Origin of the sequence: Dissulfurirhabdus thermomarina, assembly GCF_012979235.1 — a bacterium.
In the GTDB taxonomy this organism is placed as follows: domain Bacteria; phylum Desulfobacterota; class Dissulfuribacteria; order Dissulfuribacterales; family Dissulfurirhabdaceae; genus Dissulfurirhabdus; species Dissulfurirhabdus thermomarina.
In genome coordinates this window covers 219,112-237,109 of record NZ_JAATWC010000002.1, presented here as the reverse complement: position 1 = coordinate 237,109, position 17,998 = coordinate 219,112, and the positions used below count along the sequence as shown (strand labels likewise).

Genomic DNA, 17,998 nt, shown 5'->3' with positions numbered 1-17,998 from the left:
ACGTTTCTCTATGTCAGGCCATTCCAAGTGGAGCACCATCAAGCACAAGAAGGGCGCCCAGGACGCCCGGCGCGGGCGGATCTTCACGAAGCTCATCCGCGAGATCATGGTGGCCGCCCGCCTCGGCGGCGGCGACCCGGAGGCCAACCCCCGGCTGCGGGCGGCCATCGCCGCCGCCAAGGCCCAGAACATGCCGAAGGACAACATCGAGCGGGCCATCAAGAAGGGGACGGGGGAGCTCGAGGGCACCGCCTACGAGGAGGTCACCTACGAGGGCTACGGCCCCGGGGGCGTGGCCGTCCTGGTGGAGGCCATGACGGACAACCGCCAGCGGACCGTGGCCGACCTCCGCTACCTCTTCGGGAAGCGGGGCGGCAACCTCGGCGAACCCGGCAGCGTGGCCTGGATGTTCGAAAAGAAGGGCCTCATCGTGGTCTCGAAGGACGCGGTGGACGAGGACGCCCTCATGGAGGCGGCCATCGAGGCCGGCGCCGAGGACATCCAGGACCAGGGCGGGGAATGGGAGATCCACACCACGCCGGAGACCTTCGGCGAGGTCAAGGAGGCCCTGGACCGGGCGGGCATTCCGTGTCTGTCCGCCGAGATCTCCATGGTCCCAAAGACCACGGTGGAAGTCGCCGAGGAGAAGAAGGCGCTCCAGGTCCTCCAGCTCATGGAGGCCCTGGAGGACCACGACGACGTCCAGCACGTCTACGCCAACTTCGACATCCCGGAAGAGATCCTGGAGAAGGCGCAGTAGGGCCCGCGGTTGGACCTCATCCTCGGCATCGATCCCGGTTCCCGGGCCACCGGTTTCGGCCTCGTGGCCGTGGATGGGACCCGCTTCCGGTGCCTGGGGGCGGGGGTCTTGCGGACCCGCGCCGGGTGGGACCTCGCAGAGCGCCTTCACCGGATCCACGAAGGGCTGGTGGAGGTGATCCGGCGCCATCGGCCCACCGCCGCCGCCGTGGAGAACGTCTTCCAGGCCCGCAATCCCCGCTCTGCGTTGCTGCTGGGCCACGTGCGGGGCGTGGCCATCCTGGCCGCCGTCCGGGAAGGGATCCCCGTCTTCGAGTACACGCCCACCCAGGTCAAGCAGGCGGTGGTGGGGTACGGGCGGGCGGAGAAGGGCCAGGTCCAGCACATGGTGCGGCTCTTGCTGAACCTGGAACGCCGGCCGCCCCAGGACGCCGCCGACGCCCTCGGGGTGGCCGTCTGCCATGCGAATTTCGCCGCGGGTCCCCTCGCCCGGGCCGCACAGCAGGCCGGGAGGGCGCCGTGATCGGCCTGGTCCGGGGGCGGGTCCACGCCGTCTTCGCCGACGGCGTCCTGGTGGATACCGGCGGCGTGGGGTACGAGGTCCGCATGCCGGCCCGGGGGCTGGCAGAGCTCCCCCGGGAGGGAGAGGTCGTGCTCTACACCCACGTGGTCTGGCGGGAGGACAGCATCGCCCTCTACGGGTTCCCCCGGCCGGAGGAGAAGGAGATGTTCCGGATCCTCCTCGAGGTCTCCGGGGTGGGGCCCAGGCTGGCCTTGTCGGTGCTTTCCGCCATGACCGTGGAGGACCTGCTCTACGCCCTGGCCGCCGGCGAGGCCCACCGGCTCCAGGCCATCCACGGCGTGGGCAAGAAGACCGCGGCCCGCCTCTGCGTGGATCTCCGGGAACGGGCCCGGGACTTCCTGGAGGCGGCCTACGGCAAGGCCCCGCCGCCGACGGCGGCTCCGGGTGGCGCCGCCGCCGGGCCGGTCCTGGCCGACGCCCTCTCCGCCCTCGAGAACCTCGGCTACCGGCCGGCGGAGGCCGAGCGCATCCTCGCCCGGGCCCGGGAGGAGATCGAGGGCGAACCCACGGTGGAGGAACTCGTGCGCCGCGCCCTTCGCCTTTTGGCCGGGACACGGTAAGGTAAGACCCGCGGCGGCCCTCGCCGGCCGCAGACCGCGCCCATGATCGAAGATCTCTTCCCAGAGGCCGTCCAGGACGATGCCGCGGTGGATCCCGGGCTCCGCCCGCGGACCCTCCGCGAGTACGTGGGCCAGGAGGACGTGAAGCGGGGCCTCGAGCTCTTCATCCGCGCGGCCCGGGAACGCCGCGAGGCCCTGGACCACGTCCTCCTTCACGGCCACCCCGGCCTCGGCAAGACCACCCTCGCCCACATCATCGCCGGGGAGCTGGGGGTGAGCCTCCGGGCCACCTCCGGGCCGGTCATCGAGCGGCCCGGGGACCTCGCCGCGGTCCTCACCAACCTCCAGCCCGGCGACGTCCTCTTCATCGACGAGATCCATCGCCTCAGCCCCGTGGTGGAGGAGATCCTCTACCCGGCCATGGAGGACTTCCAGCTGGACCTCGTCATCGGGCAGGGGCCCGGCGCCCGCACCATCAAGATCGATCTGCCGCGGTTCACCCTGGTGGGGGCCACCACCCGGGCCGGGCTGCTCACCCCGCCGCTCCGGGACCGTTTCGGGGTGGTCTTCCGGGTGGACTTCTACCAGCCGACGGATCTCACCGAGATCGTCCTGCGCTCTGCCCGGCTCTTGGGCATCGAGATCGACCGGGCGGGCGCCATGGAGATCGCGCGCCGATCCCGTGGGACCCCCCGCGTCGCCAACCGGCTCCTCCGCCGCGTCCGCGACTATGCCCAGGTCCGAGCCGAGGGGGCCATCACCCGGGAGGTCGCCGACGCGGCCCTGACCATGCTGGAGGTGGACGAACGGGGCCTCGACCGGATGGACCGGACGATCCTGGCCACCATCATGGACAAGTTCGGCGGCGGCCCCGTGGGGCTGGAGACCATCGCCACTGCTGTTGGTGAAGAAAAAAACACCATAGAGGATGTTTACGAGCCATACCTCATACAGCAGGGATACCTGCACCGGACCCCGCGGGGGCGCGTGGCCACGGATCTCGCCTACGCCCACCTGAACCGGCGCCGGGAGCCGTGACGGCCCCGCCGCCGGCCGCCGCCCCGGCCCGGATGAACCCGTACAACGACAGCAAGACGAGGGGATACCTTCCATGGCCGGCATCGCCCTGACCAAGGAATCGCTCCGCTACTCGGTGGATCCCGACAGCCTCGGCTTCGAGCGCCTGAGCCAGGCGCCGGCGGCCGGCCGGGACATCGTGGCCCAGGAACGGGCCGTGGAGGCCCTGAACTTCGGTCTCCGCATCCGCCACCCGGACTTCAACGTCTTCGTGGCCGGCGACCAGGAGACGGGGCTGGCCGATCTGGCCCGCGCCTTCGTGGAAGAGACCGCCCGGGCCGCCGACGCCGCGCCCTCCGACTGGTGCTACGTCCACAACTTCCGGGACCCGGACGCCCCCCTGGCCGTGGAACTTCCCAGGGGGGAGGGACGCCGGTTCCAGGCGGCCATGGCGGAGCTCGTGGACAACCTCCGCCTCCACGTCCCCAAGATCTTCGAGAGCGAGACCTACCTGGCCCGGAAGGAAGAGGTGATCCGAGGCTTCAACAAGGCCCGTGCCGGGGTCTTCGAGGAGCTGGACGCCAAGGTCCGGGCCCAGGGCTTCCTCCTCCAGGCCGACCAGTCGGGCATGATGGTCATGCCCGCCAAGGAGGGCGACACCCCCATGACCCCGGAGGACATCGCCGCCCTCTCGGAGGAGGAGCAGAAGGCCCTTCGCGCCAAGAGCGAGGACCTCCACCGGGAGATGGGGGCTGCCATGCGCCGGATCCACGAGATGGAGCACGATGTGCGCCGGCGGCTCAAGGACCTCGACCGGGAACTCGTGGGGCAGACCGCCGATTCGCTCATGGAGGAACTCCGGGCGGCCTACGGGGAGCACCCCGTGCTCTCCGGCTACCTCTCCGACGTCCGGGAGGACGTGGTCCGCAACATGGACGCCTTCCGCCAGAAGGCCCCGGAGGGGATGCCCCCCTTTCCCTTCCCAGGCATGGGGGGGCCGAGCTTCACCCAGTACGAGGTCAACGTCCTGGTGGACCACGGGACCACCGAGGGGGCCCCTGTGGTCTTCGAGGCGAACCCCACCTACGCCAACCTCTTCGGGACGGTGGAACGCAAGGCCCAGTTCGGGGCCCTCTTCACGGACTTCACCATGATCCGGGCCGGAGCCCTCCACCGGGCCAACGGCGGCTACCTCGTGGTAAAGGCCCTGGACCTCCTCAAGTGGCCCTTCAGCTACGAGGCCCTCAAGCGCTGCCTCCGCCACCGCCGCCTCGAGGTGGAAGACCTCGGCGAGCAGCTCGGCGTCTTCTCCACCAAGACCCTGAAGCCCAAGCCCGTCCCCCTCGACGTCAAGGTGATCCTGCTCGGCGCCCCGGAGATGTACCACCTCCTCTACAACCTGGACGAGGACTTCCGGGATCTCTTCAAGGTGAAGGCCCACATGGACACCCTGGTGGACCGGGACGAGGCGCACCTGGCCGAATACCTCGGCTTCCTCCGGTCCCTCGTGGAGCGGGGCGCCATCCGCGACCTGGACAAGGGCGGGGTGGCCCGGATCCTGGAGTACAGCGCGGAGCTGGCCGGCTCCCAGGACAAGCTCACGCTCCGGCGCGAGGAGGTGGCCGACATCCTCCGGGAGGCCGACTACTGGGCCTCGGCGGACGGCAGCGGCGTCATCTCCGCCGCCCACGTCCAGCGGGCCGTGGACGCCAAGGAGCGCCGCGCCGGGCTCTACGCGGACCGCATCCAGGAACTCCTCCGCAAGGACGTCCTCAAGGTGGCCACCGACGGCGCTGCCGTCGGGCAGGTCAACGGGCTGGCCATCCACGACCTCGGCGACACCCTCTTCGGAAAGCCCGCCCGGATCACCGCGGCGGTCTCCCTGGGCAAGGAGGGCGTGGTGAACGTGGAGCGGGAGGCGGAGCTCAGCGGCCGGATCCACACCAAGGGCGTGGTCATCCTGTCCGGGTACCTGCGCTCGCGATTCGCGGCGGACAAGCCCCTCACCCTCACCGCCACCCTGTGCTTCGAGCAAAGTTACGGCATGGTGGACGGGGATTCGGCCTCGGCGGCGGAGCTCTTCGCCCTCTTGTCGGCCCTCTCCGGGGTGCCCATCGACCAGGGGCGGGCCGTCACCGGCGCGGTGAGCCAGACGGGGCAGATCCTCCCCATCGGCGGGGTGAGCAAGAAGATCGAGGGGTTCTTCGATCTCTGCGCCGAGCGGGGTCTCACCGGGAGCCAGGGGGTCCTCATCCCCGAGGCCAACGTCCGGGACCTCATGCTGAAGCCGGCGGTGGTGGAGGCCGTGGCCGCCGGGCGGTTCCACGTGTGGGCCATCCACACGGTGGAGGAGGGGATCGAACTCCTGACGGGCCGGCCCGCCGGGACGCCCGGGCCGGACGGCCGCTACCCGGACGGCAGCCTCTTCGCCATGGTGGACGCCCGGCTGCGTGCCCTGGCGGAAGAGGCACGCCGTTTCGCGAGGGAAGAGGGCGGAGGGGAAGGGCGGCCCGAGGGGGCCGGCTCTACATGAGCAGCCGCCCCTCGGCGGCGGGACGGGAATGGTCCCGAAGCGCCTCCTCGGCGTCGGATTCCTCCTCGTCGGCCACGAGGAGGTCCACCGCCTCCTCCAGCGGGCAGGTGGCGGGGTGGCTCCGGATCAGGAGCCGGGCCTTGAGCCCGATCTTCTGCTCCACGCCGGCCACGTGGTTCCGGAGGCTCTTCGCCATGGAGCGGAGTTCCTCCCGCGGGCACGTGGTGTAGATGAGGTAGTCGGCGCCCTTCCGGAAGAGCATGGCCGTGGGCCCCCGGCCGCTGACTCCCCGCCGGTCGAACCGGTTGACGATCTCCTGCATGGCCATGCCCAGCTCGTCCAGGTGGCTGTCCGCCTTGAGGTAGCCCCAGCGCTGGTTGAAGATCCGGAGATCCCGGAAGTCCAGGAGGAGCAGGTGGTATTCCTCCAGCCCGGAGCGGAACCCGGGGTCCCGGTCCAGGGCGAGGAGGTAGCGGTAGTTGTGGAGCCCGGTCAAGGGCTCCCGGAAGTAGGTCATCCGCCGGAAGGCCTCCAGCTGCTCGTGGTCGCCCGAGAACGTGGGCCGGGTGATGGCCAAGGGGTCCCATTCGGCCACCACCGAGGCCAGGGTCTCCACCGCCTCCCCGTCGAGGCGCCCCTGCTCCACCTCCTCCCGGAGGATGGAGAGGGCCTTCTCCCGGGGCATGGGTGACTTGTAGGGCCGCCGAGCCACCAGGGCCTCGTAGACGTCGGAGGCCGCCACGATCCGCACCATGGGGCCGATCTCGTTCCCGCCGAGCCCAAGGGGATACCCCGACCCGTCCAGGCGCTCGTGGTGCTGGAGCACGATCTCGGTCACCCGGTCGTCGGGATAGCGGTGCGCCAGGAATTTGGCGCCCACCGTCGGGTGCATCTTCATGAGGGCCCAGTCCTGGGAATCGAAGCGGCCCGGCTTGAGGAGCACGTCGTCGGGGATGACGATCTTTCCGATGTCGTGGACCAGGCACCCGATCTCGAGCACCTCCAGCTCCTCGCGCGAGAACCCGAGCCGCTCCGCCGTCCGGCAGGCAAGGCCTGCCACCCGGAGGGAATGTTCTTCCGTGTAATTGTCCCGGAAGCCCAGCATCTCGCCCATGAGTTCGAAGAGGTCCCGGACCAGGCGCTGGTACTGGTTCTCGTAGGACATGACCTGGTCGAGGACGGCCAGGCGGGCGAACATCTTCTCTGGGTGGCAGGGTTTCACCCAGAAGTCCCGGGCGCCGAGGTCCAGGGCGCGGACCAGGTTGGCCCGGTCGCGGACGCCGCTCAGGACGATGGTGTAGATCCGGCCCCGCCACCGGCCGGTGACCTCGCGCAGGAGGTCGAATCCGTCCATGCCGGGCATGCGGAGATCCGTGATCATGAGGCGGATGGCATCGTCCTCCCGGAGGACGGCGAGCGCCCGGCGGCCGTCCGCCGCCTCGCGGACGGTGAGCCCCCACTGCCGGAGGCAGGTGACCAAGACCTCCCGCTGGAGGTCGTCGTCCTCCACCACGAGGACGCCGTGCCGCCGGAGGGTGGGAAGTTCCTTGGCCTCCCGGTCCGCCTGTCCGTTTCCTAGCATGGAATTTGCGGTTCTTACAGGTTCCAAGAGCATGTCGACGACCCCCACATGCCTTCTATCGGACCAGGGACGAGGTGGCTGAAATTCGGGACGGGGCCCGGCGGGCATGCCGCCGTCGCCGGGGCCGGACGGGGAGGAAAAAGCGGGCCATGACCAGCGACGACCAGGCCTACCGGGAACTGGACGCCCGATTCGGCCCCATGAGGACGCCGTGCCGCCGGAGGGTGGGAAGTTCCTTGGCCTCCCGGTCCGCCTGTCCGTTTCCTAGCATGGAATTTGCAGTTCTTACAGGTTCCAAGAGCATGTCGACGACCCCCACATGCCTTCTATCGGACCAGGGACGAGGTGGCTGAAATTCGGGACGGGGCCCGGCGGGCATGCCGCCGTCGCCGGGGCCGGACGGGGAGGAAAAAGCGGGCCATGACCAGCGACGACCAGGCCTACCGGGAACTGGACGCCCGATTCGGCCCCATGGACAAGGCGCGGGTACTGCGGACCGCGAACCTGCGCCTCGTCCCCGACTTCGACGACCGCCGGGGCGGGAAGGTGGCCTACGCCGAGTGGGCCCACGTCATCGGGCTCTTCCAGGCCCTCGTGGCCCACTTCACGGCGTGCCGGCCGGGGCTGAAGGTCCTGGACGTGGGCTGCGGGACCGGGCTCCTGGCCATCGCCTGCGAGCCCTACGTCCAGGAGGGTGGCCTCTACGTGGGGATGGACGTCAGCCGGCGGGACGTCGAGTTCTGCAAGGGCCACTACCGGGAGCCCCACTTCCGCTTCGTCCACCTCGAGGCCCGAAACCCGGCTTACACGCCGGAAGAGATACGGGAACGGACGCCCTGGGACATCCCGGACGGCTCCCAGGACCTGGTGACGGCCCTTTCCGTCTGGACCCACATGAACGAGGCGGACGCCGTCTTCTACTTCCGAGAGGCGGCCCGGGTGCTGGCGGAGGGAGGGAGGGATCTTCATCGTGACCGCCTTCCTGCTCGACGCGGACTACGAGGCCTCGCTCGCCCGGCGGCGGGCGGCCAAGGGCCGGTACCACAATACCTCCCAGGCGCACTGGATCTTCGACCGGCCCTGCTCGCCCTCCGGCCAATGGCTCTGCCCCGGGTGGGCCCGGGTCCCGGAGGAGGCCGTCGGGCTCACGCCGGAAGGCCTCGGGATGCTGGAGGCGAAGACCCCGCTCCGGCGCCTGGCCCACTATCCCGGCAACTGGAAGGAACGCCCGGGGCTCTTCTTCCAGGACGTCCTCGTCTACCGGAAGGAAGGGAACGATAGGGAGATCCCAGCGGGGGACGGCGGGGGAGGATCGGATGCCATGGAACAACTGGTGAACAAGGGGCTCTTCGTCATGGGCGAGCCCGAGGCCGCACAGCCGAGGACCATCGTGGTGGTGGGGCCGGCCCGGAGCGGAACGTCCATGGTGGCGGGAGCCCTCCATCACCTCGGGCTCTTCATGGGGACCTCGGCCGTCGACCCGGTCTTCGAGGACCAGGACCTCAGCCGGGCCATGGATGGCTGGAATGCCGACGGTGGAGCCGCCGCCCGCCGCATCGTCGCCGCCTACGACCGGGAGCACGAGGCCTGGGGATGGAAGCGGCCCTCCGCAGTGGGCTACCTGGAACGGACCCACGGCATCCTCCGCCGTCCGCATTACATCATTACGTTCAAGGATATCTTCTCCATCTCGAACCGGAACCGGATCTCCATGAAGTCCGACATCCTGGCCAACATGCGCCGGAATCACCGAGAGTACGGCCAGGTCCTCGATTTCTTGGAGCGGTTCCGGCCGCCCGCTCTGCTGGTCTCGTACGAAAAGGCCCTCCGGTTCAAGGAAGAGCTGGTCGAGGCACTCGCCGGGTTCTGCGGCCTGGCGCCCACCCCCGACGCCGTCCGAAAGGTCCTGGACTTCGTCTCGCCCGACCGGCCCCAGTACCTGGATCTCACCCGCATCACCAAGGCCCGGGGCCGGGTGGAGGCGGTCACGGCGGACCACGTCATCGGCTGGGCGGCGGGTGTCCATCACGACCGCGTGGTGGAGGTGGAGATCCGGGTCAACGGCCGCCCGGCCGGGACGGTCCGGGCGGACATCGACAGGGAGGACCTCGCCGGGGTCCCCGGCCTGGAGCGCCGCAACGTCGGGTTCCGGTTCACATTCCCCGAGGGGACGCGGCCCGTCCCGGGCGACACCGTGACGGCCCGGGTCGCGGACGAGGTCTCGGACCTCGAGGGCTCGCCCTGGGTGCTGGCCGGAGACGGGGACCGGCCGGGAGAAGACGCGGACCCGGCGGCGGGGGAGGGCCCCGTCGCCGTTCTCGTCCTCGGCATGCACCGGTCCGGTACCTCGATGGTGGGGAACCTCCTCGCTCGGGCGGGCTTCGACCCCGGGCCGCCCGACGAGCTGCTCGCGGCCGACGAGTTCAACGCCAAGGGCTACTTCGAGTGGCGGGCCGTGGTGGAACTCAACGACGAGATCCTGCGGCGTGCCGGGGGCAGTTGGCACCAGCCGCCGGAAGAGGCCGCCGTGGCCGCGGCGGGAGAAACGGTGCGGGAGCGCCAGGGGGCGATCCTGCGCCGCTTCGGCGGACGGCGGTTCTTCCTGAAGGATCCCCGGTTCTGCCTCACGCTGCCGGCCTGGAAGCCGGCCTTCGAAGCGGTCCTCGGCCGGGACCGGCTCCGGGTGGTCCGGATCCGGCGCGACCCCCTCTCCGTGGCCCGGTCCCTCAAGCGGACCCACCGACTGCCCGTGGGAAAGGGGCTGGATCTTGTGGAGGTGTACGACACCCGGGCCGACCGGCACCGGGAGGGCTATCCCGCCTTCGACCTCCACTACGAAGCGCTCCTCGGGCCCGGGCGGGAAGGGGTCCTCCGGCGGCTCGGAGCGTTTCTCGAGGTCTCCGGCGACCTCGTCGAGGCCGCCCGGGAGGTCATCGACCCGGGGCTGTGCCACCACGACGATCGGCCCGAGGTCTCCATCGTCATCCCGGTCTTCAACCGGCTGGAGCTCACCATCCAATGCCTGGACCACCTCCGGCGCCACAGCCGGGAGGTGCGCGCCGAGGTCATCGTGGTGGACAACGCCTCCACGGATCCCACCCCGGACTACCTGGCAACCCTGAGCGGCGAGCCGCTTTTCAAGGTGATCCGGAACGAGCGGAACCTCGGTTTCGCCCGGGCGTGCAACCAGGGAGCGAAGGCGGCCTCCGCCCCCTACGTCCTCTTCCTGAACAACGACACGGAGCCGGGGCCCGGGTGGCTCTCCCCGCTCCTGGAGGTCCTCGACGCCGACCCCTCCGTGGCGGCGGTGGGGGCGAAGCTCCTCTTCCCCGAAGGGACCCTCCAGCACGCCGGGGTCCTCGTGGTCGACAACCACCAGCGGGAGCACCGCCTCTCGCCCATCCACAACTACTACGGGCTGCCCGGGGATTTCCCGGACGCCAACGTGGCCCGGACCTACCAGGTGCTCACGGCGGCCTGCCTGGCGATCCGCCGGGAGGCCTTCGAGGCGGCGGGCGGGTTCGACGAGGGGTACTGGAACGGGTTCGAGGACGTGGACCTCTGCCTCCGGTTGGGGGAGGCGGGGCACCGGCTGGTCTACGAGCCTCGGAGCGTGGTGGTCCACAAGGAATCCCAGAGCGGGGCCGAACGCTTCGCGAAGGAGGGCCAGAATCTCAAGCGGCTGGTGGAGCGCTGGCGGGACAAGGCCTGCTACGACGCCGTGATCCTCCGGGACGGGCGCTTCGTCCCCACCGACGCCGGGCGCGTGGCGCCCTACCGGATCCCGGACGAAAGCGGGGAGGCGTCCGCGGACCGGGAGGCGCCGGGCGGGGCCTCCCTCGGCTACGTGCCCCAGTACGGGATGGCGGAGACGCGCACCACGGCGGCGGCCGGCGGCCGCCGCCCCCCCAGGGCGGCGCGCCCGGAGCGGCCGCGCGTGGCCGTGCTCTCGAACTGCGGGCGCGAGGAGGCCTGCAGCCACATCCGGATCGTCTCTCCGTTCCAGGCGCACGCGTGGCAGGTCGAGGCCGGCTGGGCGATGCTCCGGCAGGGAAACGAGGTCCGCATATCCAGGGACATCCTCGAGGCGGCGGACGCGGTGATCGTCCAGCGGCTCTTTCCCTCCGAGGGGTCGAAACCCGTCCTCGACTGGGTCTTCGCCTCCGGAAAGCCCGTCATCTACGACATCGACGACCTCTTCTTCGACCTCCCCGAGTCGAACCCCCACCACCGCGAGGTCCAGGCCCACCTCCCCTACGTGGAGGACGTCCTTCGCCGGGCCCGGGTGGTCACCGTCTCGACTCCCCTCCTGGGCGAGCGCCTCGCCCGTTTCAACGCGAACGTCCGCGTGGTGCCGAACCGGGTGGACGGGAAGGCCTGGCGGCCCCGGCCCGCCCGCCGGGAAGGACCGGTCCGCGTCGGATATGCGGGGACGCCCACGCACCGGGCGGATCTCGAGATCGTGGAGCGGGCCATCCTCGAGGTCGCCGGCCGGCACGAGGGCGAGGTGACCTTCGTCTTCATGGGGTGCGTGACCCCGAATCTCCTCGGGATCGCCGGCGCGGAATACGTGGACTTCGAGGCGGGCTACCTCCGCTACGCCGAGAAGTTCCAGTCGCTGGGCGTGGACGTGGCCCTGGTGCCCCTGGCGGACAACCCCTTCAACCGGGCCAAGAGTCCGATCAAATGGCTCGAGTACTCGGCCTGCGCCATCCCCGGCGTCTATTCCGACCTCCCGCCCTACCGTCCCTACGTCCGGGACGGCGAAAACGGCTGCCTCGTCCCCAACGAGACCGGGGCCTGGGTCTCGGCCCTGGAACGACTCGTCGCCGATGCCGAACTCCGCCGCCGCATGGGCGCCGCGGCCCGGCGCGACGTCCTTGCCGCCCACCTCGTCTCGACCCATTCCGGGCAGATCGTCCGCGTGATCCGGGAGGCCCTGGGCGAGGACCAGGGGACGGCCGGGGTCGCCATCGTCATCCCCACCTTCAACCGCCACGAGGACCTCGGCCGGTGCCTCGCCGCGCTCCGGCGCCACACGGACATGGGGCGATGCGAGGTGGTGGTGGTGGACAACGGGTCCGATCCGCCGGTGACGGACGTCCTCTCGCCCGGCGAGCAGGAAGGGCTCGTCATCCTCAGAAACGCGGAGAACCTCGGCTTCGCCCGGGCGTGCAACCAGGGGGCCGCGGCCGCCTCGGCCGACCGGATCCTCTTCCTGAACAACGACACAGAGGTCCAGGCGGGGTGGCTCGAACCCCTGATGCGCGTCCTCGACCGGGACCCCGGCGTGGCGGCGGTGGGAGCCAAGCTCCTCTACCCGAACGGGACACTCCAGCACGCCGGCGTGGCGGTCACCCGGGACGAACGCGCGGGGGATCCGCTGCTGCCGCAACACGTCTTCCGCGGGCTGCCGGCCGACTTCCCCGAGGCGAACCGACCCCGGACCTGCCAGGCCCTCACCGCGGCCTGTCTCCTGGTCCGGCGCTCGGCCTTCGAGGAGGTGGGCGGCTTCGACGAGGGATACTGGAACGGCTACGAGGACGTGGACCTCTGCTTCAAGCTCCGGCAAACCGGACGCCGCCTGGTCTACCAGCCCGAGAGCGTGGTGGTCCACCACGAGTCGCAAAGCGGGCCGGAGCGTTTCTCCCGGGCCGCCGAGAACATCGCCCGCCTCCACGAGAAGTGGCTCGGCCGGGTGGAACCGGACCTCGTGGTATCAGGGGACGGGACCCTCCGGCCGGCCGCCCCGGGGGCCGCCGCCGACTACCGCCCGCCGGATGGGAAGCCCGCCCCGGCGGAGCCCGCCGGGGAGGGCGGCCCGGTGCCGGAGGACCTGGTCTCCATCGTCATCCTCACCTATAACCAGCTCAGGTACACCAAGCGGTGCGTGGAGAGCCTCGAGGCCCACACACCGGAGCCCCACGAGGTCATCTTCGTGGACAACGGCTCCACCGACGGGACCCGGAAGTGGCTCGCCCGGCGCGTCAAGCGGCACCCCCGCTGGCGCCTCGTGGCCAACGAGAAGAACCTCGGCTTCTCCAAGGGATGCAACCAGGGGATCCAGGCCGCGAGGGGACGCACCATCCTGCTCCTCAACAACGACGTGGTGGTCACCGAGGGGTGGCTCTCGGGGCTCCTCGAGTGCCTCGAATCCGCGCCCGACGTGGGCATCGTGGGACCCATGACCAACGAGATCAGCGGCCCCCAGCGGGTGCCGGAGCCGGGGTACCGTACCCTGGAGGAGCTGCCGGCCTATGCCGCGGCCTTCCGGGAGGCCCACCGGCACCGGCGGATCCCCTGCCGCCGGATCGTGGGCTTCTGCATGCTCTTCCGCCGGGAGCTGGTGGAGCGGATCGGGCCCCTGGACGAGCGGTTCGGCACGGGCAACTTCGAGGACGACGATTTCTGCCTCCGGGCGGCCGTGGCCGGATACCGGAACCTCATCGCCGGTGACGTCTTCATCCACCATTACGGCAGCCGTTCCTTCGCCGGCAACCGCGTCGACTACGCCTCGTCCATGGCGGGGAACCGGGACCGCTTCCGGGAGAAGTGGGAGCGGGTGAACCTCGCCGAACCCCAGGGCCGGGCCGCCTACTGTAACGCGGCCGTGGAAAGGGCCGAGTTCCTGGCCGCCAGGGGCGACCTCAAGGCGGCCCTGGAACGGCTCCAGGAAGCGGTGGACCGGGTCCCGGACGACCCGATCCTCTACGACCGCCTCTGCGGCCTCCTCGTGCAGGGCGGCCTTCACCGCCAGGCCCTGGAGATCCTGGACGCCCTGCCGGCGGCCGTGGCCGCGCGGCCGGACTTCCTCCTGCACCGGGCCGCCGCGCTCGAAGGGCTCGAGCGCCCGGAGGAGGCCGGCGAGATCGCCGACCGGGTCCTCTCGGAAGACCCGGACAACGCCCCGGCCTGGAACATCAAGGGGCTGGCGGCCTACCGCTCCGGCGACGCGGCGGAGGCGGAGGACTGCTTCCGCCGGGCCATCGCCGCAGACCCGGGCTTCGGGCTCGCCCATTCCAACCTGGGGACCCTGCTCTGGTCCTCGGACCGGCGCGACGAGGGCCGGGCCCTCATCGAACGGGCCTTCATGCTCGATCCGACCCACCCGGACATCCTCGCCAACTTCCAGGATCTCATGGACGCCACCGGGGACCTGGCCTCGGCCGCCGGGACCGTGTCCGAGGCGGTGGCCCTCCATCCCCACCACAAGGCCCTTCGTTACCTCCTGGTACGGGCCCTGGCGGAGGCGGGCCGCGCCCGGGAGGCGGCGGAGGCCGCCGCCGAGGGCCTCCTCCTCTTCGGGATGGACGACGAGGCCCTGGCCGTGGCCCGCGGGCTCCAGCAGGCGGCCCGGGAGGCCGAGACCGGGGAGGGCGGGCCGGTGGGCCTCACCCTGGCGGTCTTCGCCGGCGGCCACGAGGCCACCCTCGGGCCGTCCCTGATGAGCGGCAAGGGGCTCGCGGACGAGACCCTGGTGGTGGACGCCGGGGCCTCGGGGCGATGCCTCGAGATCGCCGAGGCCCTGGGCGCACGGGTGGTGCGGCCGGGGGAGGGGGAGGGACCCCTCGCGGCGGCGGCCAGGGCCGCCCGGGGCCGGTGGCTCCTCCTCCTCCGCGGGGACGAGGTGCTCTCTCCCCAGGACCACCCGGCCGTTCGAAAGGCCTGCCGGAACGGCACGGGGAAACCGGGGGCCGCCTACGTGCTCCCGGTCCGGAGGTACCTCGACCGCCCGGACGGCCGGCCGGATTTCCAGCCGGGGGACGGCCGTTATCCCCTGGAGGAGGCCGGCTCCGGGTGGCGGCCCGACGAGGCCGCCCGCTTGGTGCCCCGGACCCTCCTGGAGGGCCTCCCCGGCGGCCCCGAGCACATCGACGAGGCCCTCCGGGACCGCGGCATCCCCACCGCGACCCTCCAGGCGGTGATCCATCACTACGGGGAGATGGGCGGCCGGAGCGCGCGGGAGGCCTAGGGGGAGATGGCGAAGCGACGCACGAAAAAGACCGGGAAGGCCCGGCGCCGCGGCCGGTCCGGCACGCCGGCCCCGGCAGGAGGCGCGCCCCTGCTCTCCGCCTGCCTCATCGCGAAGGACGAAGAGGCCTACCTCCCGGCCTGCCTCGAGGCCCTCGCCGCCTTCGTGGACGAGATCGTGGTGGCCGATACCGGTTCCACCGACCGGACCCCGGATATCGCCCGGCGGCTGGCCCGGAAGGTCCTGGAGGTCCCTTGGGCCGGGGATTTCAGCCAGGCGCGGAACGCCTCCCTCGCGGCGGCGTCCGGGCGCTGGATCCTGGTGGTGGATGCCGACGAGGTGATCCACCCCCGGGACGGGGCGCGGCTGCGCCGCTTCCTTCCCGCGGCCCCGGAACGGGCCTACAGCCTGCTCACCCGGAACTACACCCGGGAGGTCGGCATCGTGGGCTGGACGGCCGACGACGGCCGCTACCCGGACCTCAACCCGGACCGGTTCGGATACTGGCCCTCGATCAAGGTCCGGCTCTTCCGGAACCTCCCGGAGATCCGGTTCGAGGGGCGGGTCCACGAGCTGGTGGAACCCGCCCTGGACCGCATGGGGGCCGCCTACCCGGTGCTGGACGTGCCGGTCCACCACTTCGGTCCCCTGGCCGGGAAGGTGCTGCGCGAGAAGGAAGAGCACTACTTGGAACTCGGCATGGAAAAGCTGGCGGAGCGGCCGGATGATCCCAAGGCGCACTTCGAGCTGGGCTCCCAGGCCTTCCGGCTGGAACGCTACGGGGAGGCGGAGCGGCTCCTGCGGGAATGCCTCCGGCTGGACCCCGCCTACCCGGAGGCCAGGCGGACGCTGTGTTCCTGCCTCCTCAAGCGCCGGGCCTTCGCCGAAGCCCTGGAGGTGGCCGAAGGCGCTCCGGAAGAGGTGGCGGCCGACCCGCACTTCCTGAACCTCCTGGGGGTCTGCCACGTCTCCCTCGGGCGCTTCGACGAGGGGGAGCGGGCCTACCTGCGGGCCCTGGAACGCCGGCCCGACCTCGCCATCGCCATGATGAACCTCGGCCGCCTCATGGAGGCCCGCCAGGACTTCGAGGCGGCGGCGGGATGGTACCGCAAGGTCCTCGATGTCTCGCCGGCCCACCACGAGGCCCGCTACCGGATGGCCAAGGCCCACATCGCCCTGGGGCGGCTGCGGGAGGGGCTCCTCCTCTTCCAGGAGGTGGCCGACGCGGCCCCGGAGTTCCACGAGCGGATCCAGGCGGATCTCCGCGCCCTGGAGGCATCGCTCCAGGCGATCAAGGCCGGGGCGGGCGGGGGGTAGGGGGCCGTTTTCAAGTCCGGGGGAGGCGGCGCCGATAAAGCAAACGACGAGTGCCGCCGATTCCGCCCGGAAAGGAGGGAAGACGCATGTAGGGCAGGTCGACACCATATCCGCGTGTCGGACGGGCACGGATGCCCGGCCCCGACGAAAAACAAGAGAACAAGGAGGTTTCTCGCATGAGTCTTCGCATCAACACCAACATCTCGGCCATCGATGCCCACCGGCAGCTGGTCAACACCAACAACTCCCTGAACAAGTCCCTGCGCCGGCTCTCTTCCGGGCTCCGGATCAACGGCGCCGCGGACGACGCCTCCGGCATGGCCATCGCCGACTCCCTGAAGTCCCAGGCCCTCGGCATCGCCCAGGCCATCCGGAACGCCAACGACGGCATCGCCGTGGTCCAGACCGCGGACGGCGCCCTGGAAGAGTACATCAACATCGTCAACACCATCCGGACCAAGGCCATCCAGGCGGCCAGCGACCTCCAGAGCAGCGACTCGCGCCAGGCCATCCAGAACGACATCTCGCGCCTGCTCCAGGAGGCCGACGCCATCGCCAAGACCACGGCCTTCAACGGCCGGAAGCTCCTGGACGGCAGCTTCGCCGGAAAGGCCCTCCACATCGGCGCCTACGCCTACGAGATCACGAGCTTCTCCATCCAGAGCGCCACCGTGGACAACATCGGCCTCTTCGCCACCACCCAGGGCAGCGCCGTGACCGGCGGCTCCACCTCGGTGAGCGGCCTCACCATCACGGTGAAGGAAGGCAACCAGGACGTGACCTACACCGTGGGCGCCAGCGCCGAGGACTCCACCCCCGGCGTCAACACCACCGCCCACAGCGCGGGGTCCGCGTGGGCCATCGCCCAGGCCATCAACTCCTTGTCCGCCAAGACCGGGGTCGAGGCCACCGCCTTCACCGAGCTCGACAACATCAGTGTGAGCGCCGGCACCGTGAGCGGCCTCCAGATCAACGGCTGGACCGTGGCCACGGTCCAGACCCAGGCGGGCGATGCGGACAGCGCCCTGCGGAACGCCATCAACGCCCTCTCCGACAAGACCAACGTCATCGCGGAGTTCGACGACGACAACCCGGGCAAGCTGCGCCTCGTCTCCCTCGACGGGAGCGACATCGTGATCGGCACCGACACGGGCGGCAACATCACCGCCAGCGGCCTCTCCAACGGGACCACGGGCGGAAAGATCACCCTGTCCGGCGACCAGAACTTCACCCTCGGCAGCGCGTCGAGCTACGGCTTCGCCGACGCCCAGGTCACCCTGGACTTCGACAAGACCAGCCTCAGCGCCATCGACGTGACCAACACGCTCCGGGACGCCAACGGCAACTTCTACCATGCCTCGGAGCGTGACGCCGCGGAGTGGGCCATCAAGATCGCCGACGCCGCCCTCAAGCAGCTCGATGCCATCCGGGGCGACATCGGTTCCGTGCAGAACCAGCTCGAGGCCACCGTCCGGAACCTGGGCGTCACCCGCGTGAACGTCCAGGCGGCCGAGTCGCAGATCCGGGACGTGGACTTCGCGGAGGAGAGCAGCACCTTCGCCAAGTTCCAGATCCTGGCGCAGTCCGGCACCTTCGCGCTGGCCCAGGCCAACGTGACGGCCCAGACGGTGCTGCAGCTGCTGCAGTAAGGCCATCGGCCGCAAACGGCGGACGG

Annotated in this window: 10 protein-coding genes; 9 read left to right on the top strand and 1 reads right to left on the bottom strand. The window is 70.7% G+C overall.

Annotated features, from left to right (window positions below):
• Nucleotides 1-10 precede the first annotated feature (10 nt).
• The 5 genes from HCU62_RS04445 (at nt 11) to HCU62_RS04425 (ending at nt 5,452) form a co-directional block, all read left to right on the top strand.
• Nucleotides 11-760, top strand: coding sequence for a YebC/PmpR family DNA-binding transcriptional regulator (locus tag HCU62_RS04445; protein ID WP_163297858.1), 750 nt, complete (start codon nt 11-13; stop codon nt 758-760).
• 9 nt (nt 761-769) lie between these two features.
• A complete protein-coding gene (gene ruvC / locus HCU62_RS04440) occupies nt 770-1,282 on the top strand; it encodes a crossover junction endodeoxyribonuclease RuvC (protein WP_163297857.1) in 513 nt (170 codons plus the stop codon).
• The gene (gene ruvA, locus HCU62_RS04435) at nt 1,279-1,902 is read left to right on the top strand and encodes a Holliday junction branch migration protein RuvA (protein WP_163297856.1); all 624 of its coding nucleotides are present in this window, start codon (nt 1,279-1,281) and stop codon (nt 1,900-1,902) included. The genes ruvC and ruvA overlap by 4 nt, the downstream gene beginning before the upstream one ends.
• Before the next feature lie 42 nt (nt 1,903-1,944).
• The gene (gene ruvB / locus HCU62_RS04430; protein WP_163297855.1) at nt 1,945-2,940 is read left to right on the top strand and encodes a Holliday junction branch migration DNA helicase RuvB; all 996 of its coding nucleotides are present in this window, start codon (nt 1,945-1,947) and stop codon (nt 2,938-2,940) included.
• A gap of 73 nt (nt 2,941-3,013) precedes the next feature.
• Complete coding sequence (locus HCU62_RS04425) at nt 3,014-5,452, top strand: Lon protease family protein (RefSeq protein ID WP_163297854.1); 2,439 nt, start codon at nt 3,014-3,016, stop codon at nt 5,450-5,452.
• Here HCU62_RS04425 and HCU62_RS04420 read toward each other — a convergent pair.
• Nucleotides 5,445-7,034, bottom strand: coding sequence for an HD-GYP domain-containing protein (locus tag HCU62_RS04420; RefSeq protein WP_163297853.1), 1,590 nt, complete (start codon nt 7,032-7,034; stop codon nt 5,445-5,447). The two genes, HCU62_RS04425 and HCU62_RS04420, sit on opposite strands and share 8 nt — an antisense overlap.
• Before the next feature lie 420 nt (nt 7,035-7,454).
• Here HCU62_RS04420 and HCU62_RS11965 point away from each other — a divergent pair, with 420 nt between their 5' ends.
• From HCU62_RS11965 to HCU62_RS04405, 4 genes are all read left to right on the top strand, one after another.
• Nucleotides 7,455-8,315 carry a class I SAM-dependent methyltransferase gene (locus tag HCU62_RS11965; protein ID WP_163299178.1) on the top strand — a complete coding sequence of 287 codons (861 nt, stop codon included), beginning with the start codon at nt 7,455-7,457 and terminating at the stop codon, nt 8,313-8,315.
• Complete coding sequence (locus tag HCU62_RS04415; RefSeq protein WP_343066721.1) at nt 8,200-15,006, top strand: glycosyltransferase; 6,807 nt, start codon at nt 8,200-8,202, stop codon at nt 15,004-15,006. Before HCU62_RS11965 ends, HCU62_RS04415 begins: the two co-directional genes overlap by 116 nt.
• A 6-nt stretch (nt 15,007-15,012) precedes the next feature.
• Nucleotides 15,013-16,323, top strand: coding sequence for a tetratricopeptide repeat-containing glycosyltransferase family 2 protein (locus HCU62_RS04410; RefSeq protein ID WP_169755459.1), 1,311 nt, complete (start codon nt 15,013-15,015; stop codon nt 16,321-16,323).
• 176 nt (nt 16,324-16,499) lie between these two features.
• A complete protein-coding gene (locus HCU62_RS04405; RefSeq protein WP_163298708.1) occupies nt 16,500-17,972 on the top strand; it encodes a flagellin N-terminal helical domain-containing protein in 1,473 nt (490 codons plus the stop codon).
• Nucleotides 17,973-17,998: the final 26 nt, after the last annotated feature.

What these genes read in the sequence shown, in the direction of transcription:
- HCU62_RS04445 (WP_163297858.1), top strand. Translation starts at nt 11, where the DNA reads ATGTCAGGCCATTCCAAGTGGAGCACCATCAAGCACAAGAAGGGCGCC.
- ruvB (WP_163297855.1), top strand. Translation starts at nt 1,945, where the DNA reads ATGATCGAAGATCTCTTCCCAGAGGCCGTCCAGGACGATGCCGCGGTG.
- HCU62_RS04425 (WP_163297854.1), top strand. Translation starts at nt 3,014, where the DNA reads ATGGCCGGCATCGCCCTGACCAAGGAATCGCTCCGCTACTCGGTGGAT.
- HCU62_RS04420 (WP_163297853.1), bottom strand. Translation starts at nt 7,034, where the DNA reads ATGCTAGGAAACGGACAGGCGGACCGGGAGGCCAAGGAACTTCCCACC.
- HCU62_RS11965 (WP_163299178.1), top strand. Translation starts at nt 7,455, where the DNA reads ATGACCAGCGACGACCAGGCCTACCGGGAACTGGACGCCCGATTCGGC.
- HCU62_RS04415 (WP_343066721.1), top strand. Translation starts at nt 8,200, where the DNA reads ATGCTGGAGGCGAAGACCCCGCTCCGGCGCCTGGCCCACTATCCCGGC.
- HCU62_RS04410 (WP_169755459.1), top strand. Translation starts at nt 15,013, where the DNA reads ATGGCGAAGCGACGCACGAAAAAGACCGGGAAGGCCCGGCGCCGCGGC.
- HCU62_RS04405 (WP_163298708.1), top strand. Translation starts at nt 16,500, where the DNA reads ATGAGTCTTCGCATCAACACCAACATCTCGGCCATCGATGCCCACCGG.